The 23,870-nt window shown below is 67.1% G+C and carries 15 protein-coding genes and 1 pseudogene; 10 read left to right on the forward strand and 6 right to left on the reverse strand.

Going from position 1 to position 23,870, the window contains the following annotated elements; translation table 11 throughout:
- The first annotated feature begins 123 nt into the window (after positions 1–123).
- From ACZ6DL_RS19270 to ACZ6DL_RS19285, 4 genes are all read left to right on the forward strand, one after another.
- Positions 124–4,302, forward strand: coding sequence for a DUF4062 domain-containing protein (locus ACZ6DL_RS19270; protein ID WP_466052792.1), 4,179 nt, complete (start codon positions 124–126; stop codon positions 4,300–4,302).
- Entirely contained in the window at positions 4,286–4,510 is a 225-nt protein-coding gene (locus tag ACZ6DL_RS19275) for a hypothetical protein (protein ID WP_466052794.1), read from the forward strand. Before ACZ6DL_RS19270 ends, ACZ6DL_RS19275 begins: the two co-directional genes overlap by 17 nt.
- A 251-nt stretch (positions 4,511–4,761) precedes the next feature.
- Positions 4,762–6,243, forward strand: coding sequence for a serine hydrolase domain-containing protein (locus ACZ6DL_RS19280; RefSeq protein WP_466052796.1), 1,482 nt, complete (start codon positions 4,762–4,764; stop codon positions 6,241–6,243).
- A 263-nt stretch (positions 6,244–6,506) separates the two neighbouring features.
- Positions 6,507–6,845, forward strand: coding sequence for a hypothetical protein (locus ACZ6DL_RS19285; protein WP_466053267.1), 339 nt, complete (start codon positions 6,507–6,509; stop codon positions 6,843–6,845).
- Positions 6,846–7,379: 534 nt separating this feature from the next.
- On the opposite strand, the pseudogene ACZ6DL_RS19290 reads toward ACZ6DL_RS19285, so the two are convergent.
- The 4 genes and pseudogenes from ACZ6DL_RS19290 to ACZ6DL_RS19305 all read right to left on the reverse strand — a co-directional run.
- Positions 7,380–7,625: pseudogene (locus ACZ6DL_RS19290) on the reverse strand (IS110 family transposase); the annotation flags it as partial.
- Positions 7,626–7,905: 280 nt separating this feature from the next.
- A complete protein-coding gene (locus ACZ6DL_RS19295) occupies positions 7,906–8,574 on the reverse strand; it encodes a GOLPH3/VPS74 family protein (RefSeq protein WP_466052798.1) in 669 nt (222 codons plus the stop codon).
- Complete coding sequence (locus ACZ6DL_RS19300; protein ID WP_466052799.1) at positions 8,574–9,110, reverse strand: hypothetical protein; 537 nt, start codon at positions 9,108–9,110, stop codon at positions 8,574–8,576. The genes ACZ6DL_RS19295 and ACZ6DL_RS19300 overlap by 1 nt, the downstream gene beginning before the upstream one ends.
- On the reverse strand, positions 9,107–9,385 hold the full coding sequence (locus tag ACZ6DL_RS19305; protein WP_466052801.1) for a helix-turn-helix transcriptional regulator: 279 nt from the start codon (positions 9,383–9,385) through the stop codon (positions 9,107–9,109). Before ACZ6DL_RS19305 ends, ACZ6DL_RS19300 begins: the two co-directional genes overlap by 4 nt.
- A gap of 2,049 nt (positions 9,386–11,434) precedes the next feature.
- On the opposite strand from ACZ6DL_RS19305, the gene ACZ6DL_RS19310 reads away from it, so the two are divergent.
- Together ACZ6DL_RS19310 and ACZ6DL_RS19315 are read left to right on the forward strand one after the other, a co-directional pair.
- Positions 11,435–12,193 (forward strand): zf-HC2 domain-containing protein, encoded by a 759-nt coding sequence (locus ACZ6DL_RS19310; protein ID WP_466052803.1) that lies wholly within the window; start codon positions 11,435–11,437, stop codon positions 12,191–12,193.
- A gap of 14 nt (positions 12,194–12,207) precedes the next feature.
- Positions 12,208–14,466 carry a heavy metal translocating P-type ATPase gene (locus ACZ6DL_RS19315; protein ID WP_466052805.1) on the forward strand — a complete coding sequence of 753 codons (2,259 nt, stop codon included), beginning with the start codon at positions 12,208–12,210 and terminating at the stop codon, positions 14,464–14,466.
- 43 nt (positions 14,467–14,509) lie between these two features.
- Here the strand turns inward: ACZ6DL_RS19315 and ACZ6DL_RS19320 are convergent, their stop codons facing one another.
- Positions 14,510–16,468, reverse strand: a complete 1,959-nt coding sequence (locus ACZ6DL_RS19320) for a cytochrome c oxidase assembly protein (RefSeq protein WP_466052807.1) — start codon at positions 16,466–16,468, stop codon at positions 14,510–14,512.
- Between the two features lie 240 nt (positions 16,469–16,708).
- On the opposite strand from ACZ6DL_RS19320, the gene ACZ6DL_RS19325 reads away from it, so the two are divergent.
- Positions 16,709–17,935, forward strand: a complete 1,227-nt coding sequence (locus ACZ6DL_RS19325) for an MFS transporter (protein WP_466052809.1) — start codon at positions 16,709–16,711, stop codon at positions 17,933–17,935.
- A 109-nt stretch (positions 17,936–18,044) separates the two neighbouring features.
- Complete coding sequence (locus tag ACZ6DL_RS19330; RefSeq protein ID WP_466052811.1) at positions 18,045–19,097, forward strand: hypothetical protein; 1,053 nt, start codon at positions 18,045–18,047, stop codon at positions 19,095–19,097.
- Positions 19,098–19,104: 7 nt separating this feature from the next.
- On the opposite strand, the gene ACZ6DL_RS19335 is transcribed toward ACZ6DL_RS19330, so the two are convergent.
- The gene (locus tag ACZ6DL_RS19335; RefSeq protein ID WP_466052813.1) at positions 19,105–20,280 is read right to left on the reverse strand and encodes an acyl-CoA dehydrogenase family protein; all 1,176 of its coding nucleotides are present in this window, start codon (positions 20,278–20,280) and stop codon (positions 19,105–19,107) included.
- Between the two features lie 123 nt (positions 20,281–20,403).
- Here ACZ6DL_RS19335 and ACZ6DL_RS19340 point away from each other — a divergent pair, with 123 nt between their 5' ends.
- Positions 20,404–22,203, forward strand: a complete 1,800-nt coding sequence (locus ACZ6DL_RS19340; protein ID WP_466052814.1) for a CoA transferase — start codon at positions 20,404–20,406, stop codon at positions 22,201–22,203.
- On the forward strand, positions 22,200–23,837 hold the full coding sequence (locus ACZ6DL_RS19345) for a class I adenylate-forming enzyme family protein (RefSeq protein ID WP_466052816.1): 1,638 nt from the start codon (positions 22,200–22,202) through the stop codon (positions 23,835–23,837). The genes ACZ6DL_RS19340 and ACZ6DL_RS19345 overlap by 4 nt, the downstream gene beginning before the upstream one ends.
- Positions 23,838–23,870: the final 33 nt, after the last annotated feature.

Below are 23,870 nucleotides of genomic sequence, written 5' to 3' on the forward strand. Positions count from 1 at the left end.
TTTTCATGATTTTCCGGGTGAGAATGAACCAGGAGTGGTCGTATTGGCCGATGGCGGGTGGCGCGAAGTGCCCACGGTGTCATAGCCGGGTGAGCCCGCTGATCAGCTCCAAGGGGAGGCGGCATGGCGGAGCGCGAGCTGCGCGTCTTCGTGTCCTCGACGTTCCGAGACATGCAGGGCGAGCGCGACCACTTGGTGAAGGTCGTCTTCCCTCAGTTGCGCAAACTCGCCGCCGCACGTGGGGTTTCCTGGTCGGAGGTGGACCTGCGGTGGGGCATCACCGACGAGGCGACCGCGGAAGGCCGGGTGTTGCCGATCTGCCTCACCGAGGTCGAGCGGTGCGCGCCGTACTTCATCGGACTGCTGGGTGATCGCTACGGCTGGATACCGCAGGATGTTGGGCCGCCGCTGGTGACCGAGCGACCGTGGGTCCTCGACCGGCGCGATCGATCGGTCACAGAGTTCGAAATCTTGCAAGGGTTACGGGCCGGTGGGGCGGGGATCGGAGGTCGGCATTTCTACTTTCGAGCACCACTCTCTGCGGCATCCGACGGTCCGCTCGGCGACGGCGAGTCCGTGGACAGGCGAAATAGACTCGAGCAGCTCAAGGAGTTGCTGCGCGAGGCGGCAGCGAATGGCCGATGCCGGTTGCGAGAGGGATACCGCGACCCGGCTGAGCTCGGCTCCTGGGTTCTCGAGGACTTCACCCGCCTCATCGACACGCTGTTTCCTGGCGCCGAGACCGCGAAGGAGCGCTTCGAGGACGCTGGTTGGGATTTACGTCGGCGGCTGACCGAGGTCTACGTCGCCCGCGACCGCGACTTCGCGCGCCTGGACGCGCACTTGCACGGGAGCGAGCCACCGCTGGTGGTGTGCGGGGATTCCGGGCTCGGCAAAACGGCGCTGCTGGCCAACTGGATCGCGCACCGGCAGCGACGGGACCCCGACCTGGCTGTGCTCGGCTACTTCATCGGGGTGACATCGGCCGTCACGACGCCCGCCCAGTTGCTGCGCGAGCTCATGGTGGAGCTGCGCCGCCGGCACCGTATCGCCGAGGAGGTCCCGTTCGGCCTTCCGCAACTGCAGGCAGCCTTCCCTCGCTTCCTGGAGCAGGCCGCGGCGGGCGGCTCGTTCGCTGTGGTGATCGACGCGGTCAACCAACTGGACGGCGGCGACGACCTCACCTGGATCCCCGCCCGCACCGATCCCCGGGTGCGGCTGATCGTCTCCACGACGCCGGGGCCGGTCCTCGACGCACTCGATCCCTCCTGGCCGCGGCTGACCGTCCAGCCCCTGGACATCGCCCAACGCCGGGCACTGGTCGTGCGGTTCCTCGCCGCGCACCGCCGCGAACTGGACCGGGACCGGCTCGAGCGCATCGTCGCCGCCGAGCAGTCCGCAGTCCCGCTGTTCACGTGCAGCATGCTCGAGGAGCTGCGGCAGTTCGGCGAGCACGACCGGCTCGACGAGATGATCGAGCGCTATCTGGGTGCCCGGGACGCGGCCGCACTGTTCGACTTGATCATTCAGCGCTGGGCGGATGACTTCGGCGCCACTGTCGTCGACTCCGCCCTGGCAGTACTGGCCTGCGCCGCGGTGGGGATGTCGCATGCCGAGCTGCTCGACCTGCTCGGGGAAGACGGGCAGCCGCTGCCGGCTGCGCGCTGGGTACCTTTCCACCTCGCGGCCGAGCCGCTGCTGGCCAACCGGTCGGGTCTGCTGAGCTTTCTGCACGAAAGCCTGGATGCCGCGGTGCACCGCCGGGTGCTGGCGACCCCGGAGCGTGAGCGGGCCGTGCGCACCCGCATCGGCGACTACTTCCAGGTCCAGCCCGGCTTCCTCGACCAGGCGCGGACCGCACCCAACCTCCGCAAGGCCCAGGAACTGTTGCCGCAACGCCTACGGGCCGGCGACCGGCAACGCAGCCTCGCGACGCTATGCGACCTCGACTACCTCGAGGTCAAGGTCGCTGCCCGGTTGGCACCGCAACTGCTGGCCGAGTACACGGCGGCGGAAGTCGCTTTCGGACCCGACGAGCCCACCACGGAGTTCGCCCGCTTCGTGGCACGCTCCCTTCCCGATCTCCTCCACGATCCCGCCGGCACCTTTCAGGCCGCCGCCAACGAGCCGGACTCCAGCGCGGTCGCCGCGGCGGCCGGACGCCGTTGGGCGGCGCGGCAGGAGCGCCGGCTCTGGCTGCAACACCTCAACAAAGACACCGCATCACCACAATTCGGGCTGATATACGACGGCCATCGCAAGCCCGGCGAGGGCGGAGACGGGTCATCGAACTGGATCACCGCCTGCCGCCACTCCCCGGACGGCCGCTGGATCGCATCGGTGGACTACCAAGGGGCCATCCACGTCCGCGACGCCGAGACCGGGGCCCTGCGGCGGATCATCAACGGGGAAGAATCGGGGAACGCCGAGTGCGCCTGGGCGCCCGACAGCCGCCACCTCGTGGTCGTCTGCGGCGGGTCACCGACGGTCTTGGACGCTCTGACAGGGCAACGCGTCGCCGTTCTGCGCGGCCGCGCCGGCCTGAGCGCGCGCAGCTGTGACTGGTCGTCCGACGGCCACCGAATCGTCACCGGCGGCGGCAGCTACGACTACAGCGGTGAGACTCCGCGCGACCGGTATCGCCGCCAGGTCGTCATCTGGGACACCAGGGACTGGTCGGCGCGCCACGCGGTCCTCGGCCACGAGAACGAGGTGTCGTGCGTCCGCTTCGCCGCTGACGGCGCCACGGTTGTGTCGGGAGACGGGTACCGGTCGGATCGCAACAGCCTGGCGGTGTGGGACCGGGAGACGGGCGCGGAACTCGCCCGGCGTCCGTGCGCGGGTGAGATCACCGCGATCGCCTGCCCTGTGCGTGGAACGACTGTCTGGACCGAGATGCACGGAAATCTCTCGGGCACGGTCAATCTCGCCCGCGGCGGGCTCAGCCAGGTCGAGTGGACCACCCCTGTGCCCTCGCCCACCAGTGTGGCGATGTCAGCGGACGGTCGGTGGGTGGCGGTGGGCTCGCGCAACCGATCCCTCTATGTCCTGGACGCCGCGACCGGGGCGATCAGGGTGACGCTCGCGGGGCACGGAAGTTGGGTGGAGGCCTGCGATGCCTCCCCGAACCGACCGCTGTTCATTACCGGTTCGCGGGACTGCACCGTGCGGACGTGGCCGCTTCCGCCGCCCGAGACCGGGTCTGCTTCGCACGTGCCCCGCCATGAACTAGGGGTGAGCGTCGGTGTGTTCTCGCCGGACGGGTCGCTGTTCGTCAGCGGTGGCGACAGCGACGAACACGGCGACCCGTCTGGCTCGGTTCAACTGTGGGATGCGCGGACCGGCGCGCACCGCGTGCAGTTGCTTGCCGGGCACAACGGGATCACCGCATGCGCCTTCGTCGACGACTCCCACATCGTCGTCTCCACCGACGGCGGGTACGCGCGGGGACCACAGGTACTCGACATCGACGTGCACTCCGGCGTGACCACCGTCCGACTCGACCGGTATCTACCGCCGAAATGGAAGGCAGATCGGCGCCGCCGCCTGATTTTCGTCCCCGCCGCGGGCGACTACGCACGCGCGAACGAGGCCCGGTTGGTGCATCTCGACGACGGCTGGAAGGTCGAGCGAACCAAGGGCCGCGGCGGTTGCGTGATCAGCGAGTCCGCCGGGCTCGTCGCCACCGGCGACGACGCGGGGCGGGTCATAGTGCACGAGCTGGGAGGCGCATCCAGCAGCTGGTGGCAGGAGATCCCGCGCCAGCGCAGGTTCACCCGCTGCGGGCCGGCATTCGAGACCTGCGTAGCGTCCCTCGCCTCGTCAACGGACATGCGCTATCTGGCCGCAGTGTCCGACGGTCGGCTCAGCAGTGGCGGACAGATGCACAGGGAACTGCGGTGCTGGGATCTCGCCGAGGGCAGGTGCACGCTCTATATTCCGGAAGGGGACCTGCGGGCGCCGCTGTTCAGTGAGGACTCGTTTGTCGTCACCCGCGACGGGGATGTGCTCGTCTTCGACCTGCCGACGTTCCGCCCCCGCGCCACCCTGCGCGGCCACGGCTTCCACGTGACCGGCAGCGCGGTTGTTCCCGGCACACCGTGGTTGGCGACGGTGTCGCTGGACCAGACTCTGCGACTGTGGAACCTGGGCACGCTGACGCTCGAGCGGACGTTCCCCTTGCGGGGCCGCGGGACCGTCCTGGCCGTGTCACCCACGCAACCGGTCCTCGCCGCGGGCGACGAACTCGGAATCGTCTACTTGCTCGCCATCTGCACACAAACCGATGAGCAACAGGCATGAACTCGCCGCCGCTCACGGAACTTTCACGCTCGTGTCGGTCGCGGTGGTCGAACATGGTCGTCAGCAGGTCGTCTACCTCGACCTGGGGGGCGTTCCAGCAGCTTGCCCTGTGGAACAGGGCTCCGGCGCGGACGAGGGGGACGAGTTCGAGCGCGTTGACCTTGCGGCGGCGAGCCTGGGCGGACTCGACCTTCACCGTGCGTTGTAGCAGTTGCTGCTGGGCGCGTATCTGACGGGCCATCCAGCCGGGCGCCGACGGGGCTGGTTGTGACCGCCGCGGCCTATGACGTGCATTTCTCCAACCCGCCGTAACGGCATCCGGCGCATGCGCGGGGTGTTCGCTGGTGATCGAGTCAGGTGTCAGCGGCCGTGTCAGATCGGTGTCAGGCCGGTATCAGCCAGGTTGGCAACAGTATTCGCATATCAACCGAATCACACTGTTGCAAAGGAACAAGCGCCATGTCGATTACCCTGACCGAACAGGACAAGAACATCCTGCGGTCCGCCGCCTACGGTGCCGTTTCGCTGCTGTCTGCCACCGGGACGCCGCACCGGTCCGCCACCAACGCCTCCATCGCCCTGACCTCGGCGACCGGCCTGGTCGGGCATGTGCTCGCCGCGGAATCCGGTAAGATCACGCTGAACGGCAAGTCCGTCGCCGAGCTCGCTGACCAAGTGCTGCCTGCCCTGACCGCGGCCATGCACCTGCTGGCGCAGAATCCGGCCGAGGCCGACAACTTCCGCAGCACCGTCCTGATCGCCGTCGACGCGGCGGGCCGGTCCCGCACGGGCGAGCCCAGCCCCACCGCGGCCGCGATGGTCGCCAAGATCACCGCTGCCCTCGACGCTGCGGACAACGCTGCCGGGCCGGATCGCCCGGAACTCCAGCAGATCCTGGAAGGGATCGTCGATTCCGGCATCACCGGGATCACCCTGCGGCTGCGCGACGAGCACGGTGAGTGGGTCGGCAGCGCCGGTGTGGCGGAGTTGGGCGGGACCGCGAAGCCGCCGGTCGACGGGTATGTCCGGATCGGCTCCAACACCAAGACTTTCACCGCGACCCTGGTGCTGGCGCTGGTGGCCGAGGGCAAGATCGACCTGGACACCCCGGCCGCCGACTACCTGGCCGAGTTCGATCTCGACCCGCGCATCACGGTGCGAATGCTGTTGCAGCACACCAGCGGCGTGTTCAACTTCACCGGCGAGTACTACACAGACGGGACGATGGTGCCCGGAATACCCGTCACCACCTCGGGCAAGCAGTGGGTGGACAACCGCTTCAAGACCTACCGGCCGGAGGAACTGGTCCGGCTGGCGCTGTCCATGCCGGCTCGTTTCGAGCCGGGCACCGACTGGAGTTACTCCAATACCAATTACGTCTTGGCCCGGCTGCTGATCGAGAAGGTCACCGGCCGCCCGGTCTCCGAGGAGATGCAGCGGCTGATCCTGGGACCGCTGGGCCTGTCGGGCACCGTGGAGCCGAGCACCCAGACCGAGATCGCCGAACCGCACGCCCACGCCTACTTCCGGTACGTCGACGGCGGTGTCGAGAAGACGGTGGACGTCACCCGCCACAACCCCTCATGGATCTCCAGCGGCGGCGACATGATCTCGACCACCGCCGACCTGCAGACCTTCATCTCCGCCCTGATCAGCGGCCAGCTGCTGCCGGCCCCGCTGCTGGCCGAGATGTGTAACCCGCATGCGACGCCCATCCCCGGCATGGGCTACGGCCTCGGAGTATTCGTGCAGGACACAGCCTCCGGCGGGACCGTGATCACCCATAACGGAGGCGCGGCGGGCCACGCGGCGCTGATGTTCAGCACCCCCGACGGCAGCAAAACACTCACCGCCGCACTGAATTACGTCGACGACGCCGCACTGTCCCTGGCCGTGCCGTTCCAGCAGGCGACCCAGAAGCTCGTCGAGGCGGTGTTCTGAACCACTTCCGAATCGCGCGTTGAATCAGGCCGGCCGAGCTCACCGAGCTCGGCCGGCCTGATTCACGCCATCGCAGCGAACATCTGGTCGGCGTGTTGAGAATCGGTGCACCAGAGTCGTCAGCCAGAACCGGCCCGGCGGCACGGATCGGCCAAGCAGTGCTGTGGGGCACCTGGCTGCTTTTCGCCGTCGACTATTCGGTCCGCTGGTACGGGGACTATGCGCCGGTCACCGGCGCCGGCCGATTGATCGCAGCCGGGGTGATGGTTGGTGGCATCGCTCTACTCGGCGTCGTGACGGCAACCCTCGCATCCTGGATCATCCAGCGGGTTGCAGAGGCGGACGAAGCGAGTCAAGCGGCCACTCGGGCTCAGGTAGCGGAGTTCACTGCGCGAATCGCCGCGATGTGCACCGAGTCCTCGTCACCCGGGCGCTTCCGGATCGAAGTCAATCCGTGGATCCCGATATTGGTCCACGAGGTGCTGGTAGAAGCTGTTCTCTGGCGACTCCAGGGAGATGGCCCGCAGGCCGACTGTGACCTTCCGGCCGAATACCGCCGAGTATCCGTCCTCATCGATGCCGAAATCCGCTACGACCGCTGACACCAGTTCGTCCAGCTCCACATCGGTCACATAGACGACGAGACGGCATTCAACAGGGACGTGTGCCGGGTCGCATGCGTCGCCCCACGCGCGTTGAGCGAACTCATCGACCGCGGTGACCCGTCCGAAGCTGGTAAAGCACGGGATACGGTTCACCCCGCGGACCCGGTGGGTGCTCTCTTCCAGCGCCAGCGCGACCGGATGGATTCCCTCGCCGTCGAGGGCGCCGGGTCCGGTCGCGTCCGGCAACCCGAGTCCTACCGCGAACTCCCAGACGTGTCGTTCGTCGTCGTCCATGTACAACCTTCCTGCTATTTCTTCGATGAGCTCTCGACGCGGCAGTGCTTGATCTTCCGCCCCTTGGGTGCGGCCGCTTGCGCCTTGTTCCAGGCGTCTATCTCGGCCGCATCCTTGGTCTTTCCGGTGTCGGTGTACTTTCTCTGGGCCGGTGGCGTCTGTCCGGTCCAGATTCTCGAAGTAGCAGGACAATGTCACGGTCCACTTGGCGGTGATCGCACTGTTGTTATTCGACGAGAGATCGGCGATGCAGCGCATCGACAGGCCGGGCAGGTAGGCCACGTCGTGGCCGTAGGCGCGGGCGATGGTGAGCGGCAGCGCGCCGATGTTGTCGGGCTGGTCGACCACGATCAGCAGCGGGCCGTGGACAACGAGTTGGTCGAACACCGCGCGTAGCCCGGACTCGTCGTTGGGCAGTGCCTTGTCGAACAACCGCTTGCCGGTCGTATCGAGGCCGAGCGCGCAGCACGTAGCAGGCACCACAAAGGGATGCGATGGAGTTCGAGGTTCGGAAGGTCCGAACGCCGCAGGGGCCCAAGAAGTTAGGCCGTAAGCGAGCCGCATACTTCGAGCTCATGCGGCAGGAATACAGCAGCCGGGAAGCATGCCGGATCGTGGGGATCAACCCTCGCACAGGTAAGCGCTGGCGCAACGGCTGGCACTCGCCGCCGGGAGCATCTCACGGGCGACACGCCTCACCGCCGTCGAATTGTCCCGGTCGCCGCTCCGGTTGCCGCGGTCCCTGTCCCTGTGCCGCGGAGACCTATGCTGAGCCCGTTGCCACGGCACTCACCACGACGGCGGCGGTGAGCGCCGCGTCGACCGCCTGCACCGCGTCCCTGGCCGCCTTCGAAGCCCAGTCCCCGGCGGCGATCTCTTTGGCCCGCTGCGTCACCACTCGACGGTCGCGGTCGGGGAAGATCTTCGGCGCCGCGTCGGCCGCCGACAGCAACGAGATCAAGGCGGCGGCGCGAGGCTCGACAGGGGCGTCAGGGTGAGCGAACGGCAGTGTCAGCCGGTCCCGGAGTTCCTTGCGGTGCCCCCTCGGTATCCAGGCGGTCCGGGGAAAGATACCCAGTGACCGGTGGTGGTCGACGCGTACCAGGCCCTCGTCCGCCAGCCGGTGCAACACCTTCGGCCGCAACCCCTTCGACAGTTTCTCAATCGCAACTCGGGGTTTCATCGGACGCGCCGCCTCGATCCTGGCGAGCGCATCGCCCAGTATCGGATCGGCACTCTTGTTCGCGCTCACCACGATCCGGCCCGGTTTCGCCGTGTCGCCCGGCCCGGCCACCCGGATCGCCCCGGCGTCGATCAGGTCCAGCAGCACCGCTCCCGCGAGAACCCTTGGGGTACGGGTGCTGTCGGCCATCGAATGCCCGGTGCGTTCGTCGAGAAGCAGCAGCATCAGGTCTCCGGCGAGCAGGTTCATCACTCGTCCTCCGGTTCCGCGTCGGGCCTGGTCCAGGCCAGGATCATCGTCGGGGTGCAGCCGCCGACGAGCAACGCGGTCAGCAGCATCACCCCGCCCGCGTAGGCAGCCTGGACATTGTCGAGGTCGGTGAACCCGCCCACGACGATCAGCCAGATCGCAGGGATCATCGCCAGCGTCTGTGTGAGGGTGAGCCCCACCGAGCGAGCGGCGTTGCGCTGCTCGATCTCCCATTCGTCCAGGGCGCCGACGGGCGCGTCGGCTTGGCGTCCCGAGACGATCTGCAGCGATATCCACAGCGGAAAGAACACCAGACAGACCGGCGCCCACAGCAGGGGTCCCCGCTCCAGACCGCACGCGATCAGCAGTGCGGCGACCGCCAGGGCCAGGAACATCGTCGCGAGGGCCACCACCAGCAGCCGACGGCGGCGGCGCGTCCGCCACCGCGGCAACATGTGTGCCCAGCGCTCGGCGTGGAACTCGAACCGGCGTGTTCGGCGAGCCTGGTAGCGCTCCAGCAGATTCGGGTGCGTCATCGAATATCCCCTCGGTCGTTCCGGTAGACCGCCGTGGACAGCGGCGCGAATTCCTCCCGCGAGAACACCGCCTCGACCGGCAGCCCGAACACATCGCAGATCCGCAGCGCCAGATCGAGACTCGGGTAGTGATCGCCCCGTTCCAACGCCCCGACCGTTTGCGGATTCACCTCGATCGCCTCGGCAAGCTGGGCCCGGCTCATTCTCCGCTCGGCACGCAACACCCCGATGCGGTTGTAAATGGGAAGATTTTTCCCACGCCTCACGGGACTCATGCAACAAACTGTTGCATAAACCTAACAGTTCGTCAATGCTGGAAGCAGCCCGCTGATGGTGAGCCGCCGCAGGCGTCGATAGCCGCGAGGCGCCTGGACCACCGGAACCCCGCCGATGACCGGTACCGGATCCGCGCGATCCGGTCGTGGCCATCGGCGGGGAATAGGCACTGTGCTCTGCGTTCGACCATCTCGACGCCCATTCCCGGTAGCGGCAGACCGGTGGGCGAGGTACCGATCGAACCACCACCGATGTGGACCGCTCGTCGAACACCTGGACTGTGTGACGCCGGAGCGAGGATCACAAGGATTGCAAGGACTTCCGCGGAGGCGAGAATCTCGAGTTCCGCCGCTCAGCGGAGCGAGTGGGTCCTACTGACAGTTCCGTTCGTCGGATCCGTCGCCACAGTCGTCGTCGCCGTCGCACAGCCATTGTTTCTGCACGCATCTGTCGTTGTCGCATTTGAATTCGTTCGGCTCGCATAGGAATTTGCCGCTGCGACATTCACTGCGAGGTCCGCCTGAGCGGAATTCGAAAGACACCAACGTCTCTGTGTCGACTGGTGTTGCGAATTCGGCCATAGCCGGCGCCGAAGCCAGCGTCAGCCATATCGCCGTTGCCCCGAAAGCTGTTGCAAGGACGGAAACGACACGCATGAGGAACCCTCCATCTCGGTCTTCAGCAAACGATCGGGCGCTCGTATCCTGCCCAGGATCGCATACCGGATCGCCGAATCGGCGTAGTTTGCAACGACAAGAAGGGCGGGCACCGTGATCATCGACCTCATGCCAGGACCAGCAAGCCAGGATTGCCGGACAGATGTTCCCGGATGTCGAGAACCGATCATCCACCGGCCAATTCTGACCGCCGAGGCGATGTGATTCCGTATCGTGACCCGGCACCTTCGCTCTCGAGAGCTTCCCACCTCAGCTGCGCTATCACATACCGGACCAGACAGCCCGTATCGCCCTGCAGGCCATCGAAGTCACAGTTGAAGACGTCATCAAACGGCGGTGTACTCGAGTTTTCGAATTCTGCGTCGGGGTCACGGCCCGGCCCACGGAACCTATTCAAGCCAACGAGAGAGGGCTCCTACTGGTCAATGCTGAATGGTGACGCCGCATCAATCCTCCTGCACGAGCGCTACCGCGAGGGTGGCGTTGTCTCCGCGGCTGTCCTCCTTGACGGAGGTGAACTGTTTCGGCGTTCGTACGGCGCTCTGGTCGGAGCCTATGTAGGGGTTGTCCCAGTAGATCTTGAATTCACCTGCGCCGGAAGCGTAGATAGCCTCGCCCTCTGTGCCGTGGCGAATCCATCGGACTCGCTGCCCCATTCCGCTCGATGACCTTCAGGGATGACGTCGGGCGGGGTAGCTCCGCCGTTGTTGCTCCAGATCCCGTGCTGCAGTTCCTTGTTCGTCAGAGTGAGTTCGGTCCCGGTGTAGTTGTATACCCGTACCCAGTACGATCGTGCCGCCATCTGTGGAGCTCCTTCATACATAGACCGCCCCGGATATGGAAAACTTCCCGAGCGGACTGGTAGCCATGTTGCCCTGTGTCGGATGAGATCGTGGTGCAGCGAACGGCATTCCCCTTTGCGAGTGGAGACGAGCGACCAGCAGTTGGTTACGAACTACGCTCTACGGCTGTCGGCGCACATGCGGGCCGATCGAACACCCAGGGATGAAGCACTGCACATGCCAGAGCGCGTATTCGATTGTAGCGGTGGCTTTCTCATTATTTCCCGTTTCCGAAGACCTCGCCGATGTCCGGCATCATGTCGACCTGACCGTGCGACAGCGGTCTCGATCACGGCGGTGGCAGCTGCTCGAACCCGGGTTTGTTCTCGTCGCCCGACTTCGAACCACTCGCCGCGGAGATCGGGGCCGCCGAACGCGACATCGCCGCGTACCCCGAGGCCGAAGCGAGGTCGAGCCCGGCTACGGCACACTGGATGGGCGCTGCCCATGCCTCCGAGCCCCGCCCGCTCCGAGGCTGCGGTTACCCGCCGGACGGTAATCGCGGCCCTCGGGGAACTCGAGTGCCGGAGTGGACGACAATCTGCACGTGGAGTGCGAAGTCTGCCGGACAGCACTGTCGGCCCGGATCGACGGTGAGCCAGAAGCCGTCCCCTCGGCACGGGTGAACGAGCACCTCGAGCAGTGTCGAGAGTGCTGTTCCTGGTACGTCACGGCCGTGGAGATCTCCAAGCTCGTGCGCGGGAGCCGATCGCACGCGCCCGACCTCACCGACGCGATCTTCGCCGCAGCCGAACTGCGACGGCCGAGGCGATCGGTCTCCTCGACACTGCGCGACATCGTCCCGAGCTCCCATGTCGAATTGACACGACTGCTGCTGGGTTTGCTCGGCGTCGCGCAGGTCGGCCTCGCGGTAGCCCAGATCGCAGGCCTCGACTTCGGGATGAGCCACCACGGTGTCGAGATGACCCGTCATCTGCTCAACGAAAGCACCGCGTGGAACCTGGCCATCGGGGTCGGTCTGCTCTGCTGCGCGATACGCCCGCCTGCCACCGCGGGCGTGCTGCCCGTGCTCGCGTCGGTCGTCGCCGTACTCAGCGCCTTCGTAGTCGACGACCTGCATGCCGGCATGGTGCCCCTGCCGCGTGTCGCGTCGCACGGCGTATTGGTCGTCGCGCTGGTGCTGGTCACGATTGTTCACCGCACGCGACAACCTCACACTTGTCCCCCGGTCGGCGGCCGCGCACCCACCGAATTCGTCCTCCCCGCAGGCGCCCGATTGGGCAAACGCGCAGATCATCTCCGCTCGACCCAAGATCCCGCGGCATAGTAAGAGGGACTCACATGACCATCGAGCTCGAATCGACAACCTCGGCACCCCACCGGATCTCGCTGGCGGTCACCGGAATGAGCTGTGCCGCGTGCGCGAGCCGGGTGGAGCGCAGGCTGAACAAAGTCGACGGTGTCATCGCGTCGGTGAACTATGCGACCAGAGTCGCCACCATTGATGCCGCCGACGATGTCACCGCCGAAGACCTTTGCGCAGAAGTCGACGCCGCGGGATACGGCGCGTCGCCCATCACCGACCACGCGGTGGCGATCAGCGCCGCTCCCGAGGATGCCGAGGTCAAGGACCTCCTGCGGCGCCTGGTGGTCGCACTGTTGGCGTTTTTCCCGCTGGCCGACCTGTCGGTGATGTTCGCGACTGTGCCGTCCACCAGGATTCCCGGTTGGCAGTTGATTCTCACCGCGCTGGCGCTGCCCGTGGTGCTGTGGTCCGCCGCGCCGTTCCACCGCCGCGCGTTCGCGGGCGCGAAAGTCGGCGCCGCGAGTATGGACACCCTCGTCTCGGTCGGCGTCCTCACCGCCACCTTGTGGTCCCTGGACACGATGTATCTGCACCCCGCCCGGACCGGAATCGCCCCGGAAGGAGTGTGGGCCGCGATCTGGGCCAGTGACGCCATCTATCTCGAAGTCGCGGCGGGCGTCACCGCGTTCGTACTCGCGGGGCGATACTTCGAGGCCAAGGCGAAGCGCGCGACGGGCAGCGCGTTGCGGGCGCTGGCCGCCCTCGGCGCGCGCGAGGTCACCGTGCTGACCCGCGATGATCACGAAATGCGCATTCCGATTGGCGAACTCGTCGAGGGGCAGCGGTTCGTGGTCCGCCCCGGCGAGACGATCGCTACTGATGGACTCGTGGTATCGGGCGAATCCAGTATCGACGCCTCAGCCATGACCGGCGAATCGCTTCCGGTCGACATCGCGCCGGGTATGGCGGTGATCGGCGGTACCACCGCGCTGACCGGACGGTTGATCGTCGAGGCCGCCGCAGTAGGTGCCGACACCAAACTCTCGGGCATGATCCGGCTCGTCGAGCAGGCGCAGACCGGCAAGGCGCGCATGCAGCGCGTGGCCGATCGCGTGTCATCGGTCTTCGTGCCGTGCGTTTTCCTGCTCGCAGGCGCGACCTTCGGCGTGTGGTGGATGACCGGAAGCGGAGGTGAGCGTGCCGCCGCGGCAGCGCTGGCGGTGTTGGTCGTCGCCTGTCCGTGCGCGCTGGGCCTGGCCATACCCACTGCCCTGCTGGTGGCATCCGGCCGTGGTGCGCAGCTGGGCATCTTCATCAAGGGCCATCAAGCGCTGGAAGCAACCCGTGGCGTCGACACGGTGGTGCTGGACAAAACCGGCACCCTCACCCACGGGGTGATGAATGTCGTCGCCGTAACCGTCGAGGGCGCACTCACCGACACCGAGGTGCTGCGTTTGGCCGGGGCCGTGGAATCGGCTTCCGAACATGCGGTCGCGGCCGCGATCACTCGGCGCGCACGACAGGCGCACAACACCCTGCCGACGGTCGAATCGTTCCAGGCACTCCCGGGATTGGGTGCACGTGGCACCGTCGAAGGTGCACAAGTGCACGTGGGAAGGCTCCGGCTCTTTCACCAGCAACGCATCGACGTGCCCCCGGCCCTGCTGCGGGAGCTCCGCCGTCAAGAACGCGTCGGTCGCACTGTCGTGCTGGTCGGGGTGGACCGGCTCGCAGTCGCGCTTCTCGCGGTGGCCGACACCGTGAAAGACAGCGCGGCTCCCGCTGTAGCCCGACTGCATCGACTCGGCCTGCGCGTGTGCATGTTCACCGGCGACAACGCGTACGTCGCGCAGTCCGTCGCCGACGAAATCGGCATCGACGAGGTCGTGGCCGAACTATTGCCCGAGGGCAAGGTCGAGCTGATCGCGCAGATGCAGGAGCACGGACATCGAGTCGCCATGATCGGCGACGGCATCAATGACGGTGCGGCGTTGGCCACCGCCGACCTCGGCATGGCGATCGGCGCGGGCACCGATGTCGCGATCGCCGCCGCCGACGTCATCCTGGTGCGCGAAGACCTCGCCGCGGCCACCGACGCGATCGAGCTCGCGCACGCGACTCTGCGCACCATCAAAGGGAACCTGGTGTGGGCCTTCGGCTACAACATCGTCGCCATCCCGATCGCCGCGCTCGGCTTGCTGAACCCCCTGATCGCGGGCGCGGCGATGGCATTCTCGTCGTTCTTCGTGGTCTCCAACAGCCTGCGCCTGCGCCGAACACGTCTGGGCGGCTGATCGGCGCCGGGCGCGTCTTCACGGTGGAACACCTCGGGAAGAATCACCGACGGCTGCGTGCCAGCTGCTCCAGCATCGCGTTGTACGCGGCGAGGTCGGAATCGCCGTACTCGTCGTCCTTGCGGTCGGTGCGCACCGCGGTGCGCCGATCCTGGGCCGACCACTGCGTCAGCAACGCGCCCACCACCAGCAGAATCGGGACCTCACCGGAAACCCAGGCGATGCCACCCCCGACGTGCTGATCGACCAGCAGATCGATCGCCCACGGCAACTGCAGGTTGCCGTAGAACCGCTGGCCGACCACGGAATTCGTCGACATGATCGCGATGCCGAAGAACGCGTGGAACGGCATCACCGCGAACAACATCCCCAGCCGTCCCAGATGAGGCAACCTGCGCGGACCCGGATCTATGCCGATGATCCCCCAGTAGAACAAATATCCGACGATCAGAAAGTGGACGTTCATCAGGACATGGCCCCAGTGGTAGCGGATCAGGTTCTCGAACAGCGGGGTGAAATACAACCCGTACAACGAGACCACGAACAGCGCGATCGCTGTGCCCGGGTAAGCCAGGACAGCGGTCGGCTTGGCATGCAACAGTGCCAGCACCCACTCGCGCGGCCCGTGTACCGCAGCCCGTGCACCTGAGGGTAAAGCCCGCAGCAACAGCGTCACCGGCGCGCCGAGCACAAGAAGTACCGGTACGAACATATTCAGGGCCATATGAGTGATCATGTGCATGCTGAACATGGCGAGACCATAGGTACCGATGCCCGAGGACGTGGCGATCAGTAGAGCCAGACAACCACCCATCCACGACAGAGTGCGCCATCGCGACCACCGGTCACCCCGGCGACGCAGCCGCAGCACGCCGAGGACGTACGCCACAACGCCGACCAACGCCGCCGTTCCGAGCACGAAATCGAAGCGCCACGACACCAGCAGCCGCCACAAAGTGGGCCGATCCGTCAGTTCGAAACCGAGGAACACCTCCTGCGCCGTGAACGACCGGTCGGCGAACGCGGGCGCCGGTTGCACCGCCATCGCCACCAGCACGCTCAGTATCAGCGCGGAAAACGCTGCGCTCCAGGCGAATACGAACACCTTCTCACCATTCGGCGCCCGAGTGCGGTAAGAACGCCACAACGTCCACCCCGACGCGACCAGCCCCACCGCTGCGAACAGGGCCAACCTGCCGTACCCCGTCGTGAAGACACACGACCACGGCAACAACACGACCACGAGCACCAGCCCGCTCACTACGGCGGTCACTGTGCACAGGGCCCCGATGACAACGGCGCGCCGAACCGCGACCGCTGTGTCCGAACCGCCGCGCCGCAGTTGCTCGGCCACGCACCAGAACAACCCCGGCCCCACCGACACCGCGACCTGGAAAAGGATCATCGCGCCGGTGCCGTAATCGTGGTTCGGTCCTTCACCCGCGTTGCCGGCCAACGCGGGCGGCAGCACGGCCACGGCGGCAGGCAACGTCAGTAAGGCGGCCCCGATCCAGGACAATGTCAGCCGTGCGCCGAGACTCACCCCGGCGGCCAGCACCGCGACGACAACCCATGCCTTGGGTTTCTCGCTCGCATCCAGCAGTGCACCGAGCGCGCCGGTGCGCACGAGACCCGCCAGGCTCAACCCACCCGAATTCGCCGCTGTGACCGGAATCAATGCCAGCGCCGAGACGAACCAGACCAAACCGGCGCGCTCGGCCAGCCGCAAGCCCGCATAGCCGTCGACCAGAATCCGGCCCTGCGTGGAGAACCGCGTACAGCACACCGCGTAGACCAGAGAGCCGAGTGCCACCGCGCCCGCGAGCGCGGCCACCGTCCGCAACAGCGCGTAGCCCAACGCGGACGCAAGCCCAGGATAAGCCGTGCCGGCCGCGCGGTAGGGAACCTCGCCCATCGCCAGCACGGCGCCGGTGACCAGCGCCAGCGACACCACCGCCGCGACGATCCGAACATGACGGACATCCCAGCGATTCACGTCCACCGTGGATCCACCCGACCTCCAACCAGAAAGTACTGCCTCCGGAAGAGACAGCTCGCGCATAGTGGTCGGATCGTGCGGACGCGAAGTTCCCGACGTCAGCGAACCAGAAGCCACTGCACCGCCGATGCCTTCTCCGATCGGCTGGACCGTCCGCCCCCGACGGAACCGAACCCGTACGCCACCCGACTATCTGACCTCGAGGCCGCTGACGGGCGGCGTGGCGTGGCTGGGAGGACGGCAGTGCAGACACACCCCGCGATAGGACAGGACCGGCTGACGACAGCCTCGGTGACCGGCGTACTGACAGCGACCATGGCCTTCTCCATGCTCCAGTTGTTCGTCATCGGCGCGCTGGGCCCGCGCCTCGTTCCGGATCTCGGCATATCCACCACCGCATTGGGATTGACGACAACCGTAGGTTTCGGGACAGCTGCGCTGATGTCACCGCTGGCCGGTAGAGCGGTGGATCTGCTGGGGCCGCGACGATGCCTGATCACACTGCTGCTGACCGTCACGGTCGCCCTCGGCGTCATCGCCGCCGCACCGGCTTACGCCGTTCTCCTCGCCGCGGTGGCCTTGGGCGGGGTGCCGCAGGCGCTGGCCAACCCCGCAACGAACAAAGCGATCCTCGAGGCGATCCCGCCAGCCGATCGCGCAGGTGTGACCGGCGCCAAACAGTCCGGCGTCCAGCTCGGCGCCATTGCCGCCGGATTACCGCTCACCGCGCTGGCCGCTTCGGCGGGCTGGCGTACCGCGGTGTGGACGGCGGCGGGTATCGCGCTGCTGGTCGTGCTGTGGGTGTGGCATTCCCTGCCGGCCGACCCGTCGCGACAGCACCAGGGCACGTCCAGCTCGAGCATCGCTGCCCAGCCGGAACAACGCGGGACCGACGGCATTGTGTACTGGCTGGCCGTGTATTCCCTGTTTCTGGGGGCCGCCATGGCATCGATCAACACCTACCTGGCGCTGTTCGGAGAGCGACGGCTCGGCCTCGGCGCGGCCGCGGCGGGGACCCTGGTGGCCGTGCTCGGCATAGCGGGTATCGCAGGCCGCATCGGCTGGGCACGTGTGGCTGGGAACCCGCGCGCCGCCGTCGTCCTGCCGGCCGGCTTGGCGCTCGGATCCGGGATCGCGGCGCTGCTGCTGGCCGCCTCCGCACTGATGGCTGGGGTCGTGTGGGTCGCGGTGATCGCCGTCGGCATCTTCGGGATGGCGGGTAACGCCGTGTCCATGGTGCTGGTGATCCAACGCTCGGCTCCTGGACGAGCCGGACGCAACTCAGCGTTGGTGTCGGCGGGGTTCTTCGCCGGGTTCGCGGTAGGTCCACCGCTTTTCGGTGCCGTAGTGCCATCGATCGGATACAGCGACAGCTGGCTGATCGTGGCGGCGGAATTCGTGGTCGCGGCGGCGGTCGCGGCGCTGTGGACAGTGCGCGATCGAGCGCCCCGCGTCGAGGTGCAGGCGTGACGACTGTGCACGACACACGCTGCGGTAGACCTGAAGTCACTCGGCCACAGACTGTTTCACGAGATTCCCCACAGGGTCTACATGCGGCGGAATCGTATGGGGGCGCACCATGGTGACGGATTGGGCAGGCGCGGCATTCGAAGCCGTCATGGACCGCGTATCGAGCACATACGCCGCTGTCGGCGCACGGTTTCCGCTCTACGCCGACAGTACCTCCGGCGAATGGACGACCACCTCACGCGGATCCTGGACCGGCGGCTTCTGGGCCGGCCTGCTGTGGCTGCGTGCATTGGCAAGCGGTCGGCACGAGCATCGCAGCGCCGCCGCGGAAACGACACAACGCCTGGCAGGCTGGGTGACGTCGGACACCTCCACCCGCGGGTTGATCCTCTGGTACGGAACGGCTCTGGCAGCCGGGCGCGGTGGAGACACAAGCGCCTCGGCGCTGCGCGAGCGCGCCGCACGCCAGTGCCGTTCCGACTTCGATCAGGGTCTCGGGGTACTGCCATGGGGTTCGGCGTTCGGTGGTCCACGCCTCCTCGCTCGGGTGGACGGAATTCCGGGCCTGGTCCCACTTCTGGCCACAGACATGGACCCACGCAGCCCGGACATCGCCCGCGAACATCTCGCCACACACCTGAACCTCTGGCGGACGACACCGATCGGCACACCGGCATGGGGCTGGTCGGAGGGCACGTGGCTGCCCTCGCCGCGACCGCAGCGCGGGTGGAGCCGGGGCCGGGCCTGGCTCCTGCTCGCGCTGGCCGACGCCTGCCGGTACTTGTCACCGGAATTCCTCGTCGATGCCTGCACGCTCCTCGGCGCCGACCAACCACTGGTGCCCAGGGCCGAAAACCGCCCTGACGCGCCCACGGACACCTCGTCCGCCGTGATCGAGGCGGTTGCACTTCTGAAACTTGCTGCTATACAACCACTCACAGCACAATCCAAGGCGATGCAGTTGCGAGCCATCGAGATCACGCGACGGCTGGTCACCGACTTCCTGAGCGGTCCAGGCACCCAGCAACCCGGCAGGCTGGGTGGAGGTTGTTATGACTTCGGCCGCGGGCTTGCCACCAGCCATGAGCTGATCTGGGGCGATTTCTTCTTCGCCTCGGCTCTGGCCATGCAGACCGGGTTGGTCGCTCCCTTCGACACCTGACGCGGCCTCAGCGCAATATCGACCTGGCCACGGAGGTGATGTGCAGTTCGTCCGGACCATCCAGCAAGCGCGCCATCCGCCCCATCCGCAGCAGCCCCGGCAGTGCGGTATCCGGTCCCAGCCCAGCAGCCCCGTACACCTGTATCGCGGAATCGGCCACTTGTTGCAGTGTCCGAGCCGCCGCCACCTTCGCCAAACCGGATTCCACGCGAGCGTCATGACCTGCGTCGAGGAGCGCGGCCGCCTTGTGCACCAGCGGCCGGGTGCTCCGGATGGCCAGCAGTGACTCGAAAACATGCTGCTGCACCAGCTGGCGCTGCGACAGCGTTCCCGATGACTGACTGCGCGTACGAGCTCGCTCGCGCATCAGGTCATAGGCCCGCTGCGCCTGGCCGAGCCAGCGCAGACAGCGCAACGTCCGACCCAGTTGCAGTCGCTGCCGCGCGATCGGCAACGCGCGACCCCGCTCGCCGATCAGATGGTCTTTCGGCAGCCGGACCTCGTCCAGGGCGATCTCCCACTGCCCACCCACACCGAGTACGGGAAGTTCACGCACGAGCCGGAAGCCCGGAGCGTCCGTCGGCACCAGCAGCAACGATAATCCATCCCGATCCGAAGCCCGCCCGTCGGTGCGAGCCAGCACAGTGATCACATCGGCGTCCTGGGCCCCGCTGACGAACCATTTGCGACCGGACAGGATCCACGCACCGTCCGGAGCCTCTGTCGCTCGGGTGGCCGTCAACGTCGGATCGGTGCCCGGTGCGTCGGGTTCGGTCATCGCGTACGCGGCATGCATCTCCCCGGAAACCAGTCGCTTCAGGTAGCTCTCCCGAACGCGGTCACCGGCATGACGCTGCAACATCCGCACATCCAACAGCGAGGCCGAGCCGAGCACCGCGGGCCCGTGGTCACTGGCGCCCTCGGCCTCGGCCAAGCACACGTACTCGCCGAAAGGAAGTCCCTGCCCACCCAGATCCCTCGGTAGCGGCAAAGCCCACAGCCCGGCCGCCCGCGCGGCATCGGTCAACTGTGACCGCACTGCGGCAGCGTCGGCGCCACCCGCGTCCAGCAGAATCTCCTGTGGCATCACTCGTTGTGCCACAAAGGCTTCCACACGCTCACGCAGCGAGGTGCCGTCGTCCCCGCCGGCGGGCATACGGGTGTGAGATGCGAACGGGTCCATGGCTTCTCCTGGTCTGCCGGGAACTCGACGTCCCCGCGCTGCGACTGCTGTTGTCCGCGGGAGTGGTCGGCGGCGATCGCCCCCGAGTTCCCGCGGCGGTCACTCTGTTCGAGAAGGAGAGCCATGACACTCGGCGCTACGCGGACCTCCGACAACCAACTGACGACGAAACCATTGCAGGGGGCGCGGCTCGAGACCGGTGGACCGCCGGGTCCGGTGTCGATCGCGGCGCAGCACCTGCGGCTGCTGGGCGCTGAACCTTCCACGGACGACCATGACGCGCTGACTCTCACCGATGTCGACGGCACGACGGTCGAGGCCCGCTTGTCTTGGGGCAGGCCGGACAATGAGGTGTGCGATGAGGCGACCATGCAGGCCGCCGCGGGACTGATGCTCGTGCACGGACGTCGCGACGGCTCACCCCGCGGACTGGCCGTGGACTACATCTCGACCGCCTCCGGCGTACTCGCCGTCCAAGGCCTGTTGGCCGCGCTCATCGGCCGCGCGAGGGGCACGTCGGTCACCGCGGCGGACGTCTCGCTCGACCGCGTGGCGCTGCTGACCGTCTCGCAGTACCTCGCCGCAGCGTGCGCCGAGGACGACGAAGCCAGCCCATTGGCACCCGGTGGGCCGCCATTCACCACTGCCGACGGCGTTCGATTCGAACTCGAAGCCCTGGACGTCGCGGTGTGGGCCGAATTCTGGCAGGCCATGCGAGCACCCATGCAAGCGGCGCGAAAAGGATGGCGGCCCTTCCAGTTCCGCTATGCCACCGCCTGCGCTCCGATCCCCGACGAGTTGCATCACACCACGCTGGGCAGCACGTGGGCGCAGGTACAGGCCGCCGCGGCCGAATCCGGTGCCGACGTCTGCCGATTGCACACCCTCGCCGAACGCTCGACGGAACTGCACGACGGCGGAGAATCGACGCTGCCATGGGAACTGGCCCCACACCCGGGGATCGCCGCGGCGGTATCGGCACGCGGCCGATGTAGCGACGAGCGTCCTCTCGCGGGCTTGACCGTGCTCGAGGCAGGGCGTCGAGTTCAGGCTCCACTCGCCGCGCACCTGCTCGGACTCCTCGGCGCGACCGTCGTGCGAATCGAACCGCCAGGCGGTGACCCGCTACGTGGTATGCCACCCACCTGCTCGGACATCTCCGCACGCTGGCTGGCCCTCAACCGGGGCAAGGACGCGGTCGAAATCGACATCAAGTCCTTCTCCGACCGACGACGGTTACTCGAACTGGCAGCAGAGGCCGACGTCTTCCTCCACAACTGGGCGCCCGGCAAAGCTGAGCAATTAGGACTCGACGCCGACAGGCTATCGGCCGCCAACCCCGGCCTGATCTATGCCTACACCAGCGGCTGGGCGGGGCGGCTCCCCGGCGCACCCATGGGCACCGACTTCATGGTGCAAGCCCGCACCGCTGTCGGAGAGGCGGCCCGCCCAGCCGACGAACCACCGATACCGTCCCTGATGACCCTGCTCGACGTGCTCGGCGGCATGCTGGGCACCGAAGCGATCCTTGCCGGACTGCTCACCCGCGAACGCACCGGCCGTGGCGTGCGCGTGGAATCCTCACTCCTCGCCGCCGCCCAGCTGCTCACCACACCGGCTGTGCACCGGGCGCGCGATGGTCATCCCCTACGCCGCCCCGCCGGATTCCGTCGCCCATTGCCGACCGATGACGGGCTCCTCGCACCCGCTGACGAGCACGCAGCCGCCGCAGCCGACACCGCGGCACAAGTGCGTGCGCTGTCTACCGACGACGCTCGCGCGATGCTTCACAGCCGAGGCATCATCAGCACCCCCGTAACGACCGATCTCACAACCCTTCCCACCGACACCCGCTTCGCAGGTGCCATGACACGCGACGAACACGGCGCCGTCGCCGTGTCGTCGCCTTGGAGGTTCCGATGAGCGTGGCGCTACACGATCTGGTCCCCCGCACGCTACGCAGAACCTGGGCGGCCGACGGCAGCTACCCAGACCTGGACCTGTATTCGCTGTTCCGGGCACGCCGCTGCCAGCATCCGCACCGAACCGCGTTGGCGGACAACGAGGGCGAGGTGACCTACGCGCAATTGGACACCTCGGCCCGGCAACTGGCCACCGGTCTGGCCGCCCGAGGCGTCCATGCCGGCGATGTCGTCGGCGTCCAGCTGCCGAACTGCCGCGCCGCCGTGATCACAGACCTCGCTTTGAGCGCACTGGGCGCGGTCGCCCTACCGTTCCCCGCCGGTCGCGGCATGCGCGAGGCCGAGTCGCTGCTGCGAAGATCGGAAGCCGTCGGTGTCCTGGCCGCCACCCAGTTCCGTGGACACACCCACGCCGCAGATCTCGCGCAGTTGCTCGGCCGATCGCCGACATTGCGTTTCGTCGTCGCCGTCGGCACCGATTCCGCGCCGGAGAACTGTGTTCCTTTTGCGGAGCTGTTCACCGCCGAGGACTACGACTTCGTCCCGGCTCGTCCCGATCCGGACGCAGCCGCTCGCATCCTGGTGTCCTCCGGATCGGAGTCGGAACCGAAAATGGTCGCCTACTCCCACAACGCACTGGCAGGCGGCCGCGGCAATTTCATGGCATCACTGTTGACCGACGACCGACCGCTCCGGGGCCTGTTTCTCGTACCGCTCGCTACGGCATTCGGCAGCAACGGCACAGCGGTGACGCTGGCCCGCCACGGCGGCGCCCTGATTCTGCTGGATCACTTCTCGCCGGTGGAAGCGTTGGCGGCGATCGAACGGCATCGTCCCACGCATGTGCTCGGCGTCCCCACCATGATCCGGATGATGCTCGAAAACGGTGCCGCCGAGACCGACACCTCCGCACTGACGGCACTGGTGCTCGGTGGTTCGCAACTCGACGCCACCACCGCTCGGGAGGCACGACGAGCTTTCGGATGCACAGTGGTGAACCTCTACGGATCGGCCGACGGCGTCAACTGCCACACGGACATCGACGAAATTCATGCCCAGGATGGAATTTCGGGAGTCCTGGTCGGGCGGCCCGACCCGCGCGTGGCACAAATCCGCATCGACCGAGTCGACACCGGCCGGATCGCCGCGCCGGGTGAAACCGGAGAAATAGTCGCCCGGGGTCCGATGACACCATTGTGCTACGTCGCGGACCCTCAGTTGGACTCGCGCTACCGCACGAGCGACGGCTGGGTACGCACCGGTGACCTCGGCGTACTCGACCCCGCAGGCCGCCTGCACGTGGTCGGACGGCTCAAGGAGATCGTCATCCGCGGCGGCGCGAACATCAGTCCCGCCGAGGTCGAACGCATGCTGGCCACGCATCCCGATGTCCGCGACGTGGCGTGCATCGGCGTTCCCCACGACGTGCTCGGTGAACGACTCGCCGCCTGCGTCGTGCCACGGCCGGGCAGCGTGGTCGACCTGGAAGGGTTGTGTGCTCACCTGGCGGCCAACGGCATGGAGCGCGGCAAACACCCCGAATCGCTCCTGCTGCTGGATGCCCTGCCGTTGACCCCGGCGGGCAAGCCCGATCGAGCGGCACTGCGAACTCGGATGACGACGGCCCGGCACTGAAATACTGCGGGGCAGCCTTTTCAACGGCTGCCC

The sequence above is a fragment of the Nocardia sp. NPDC041819 genome, from assembly GCF_055590505.1.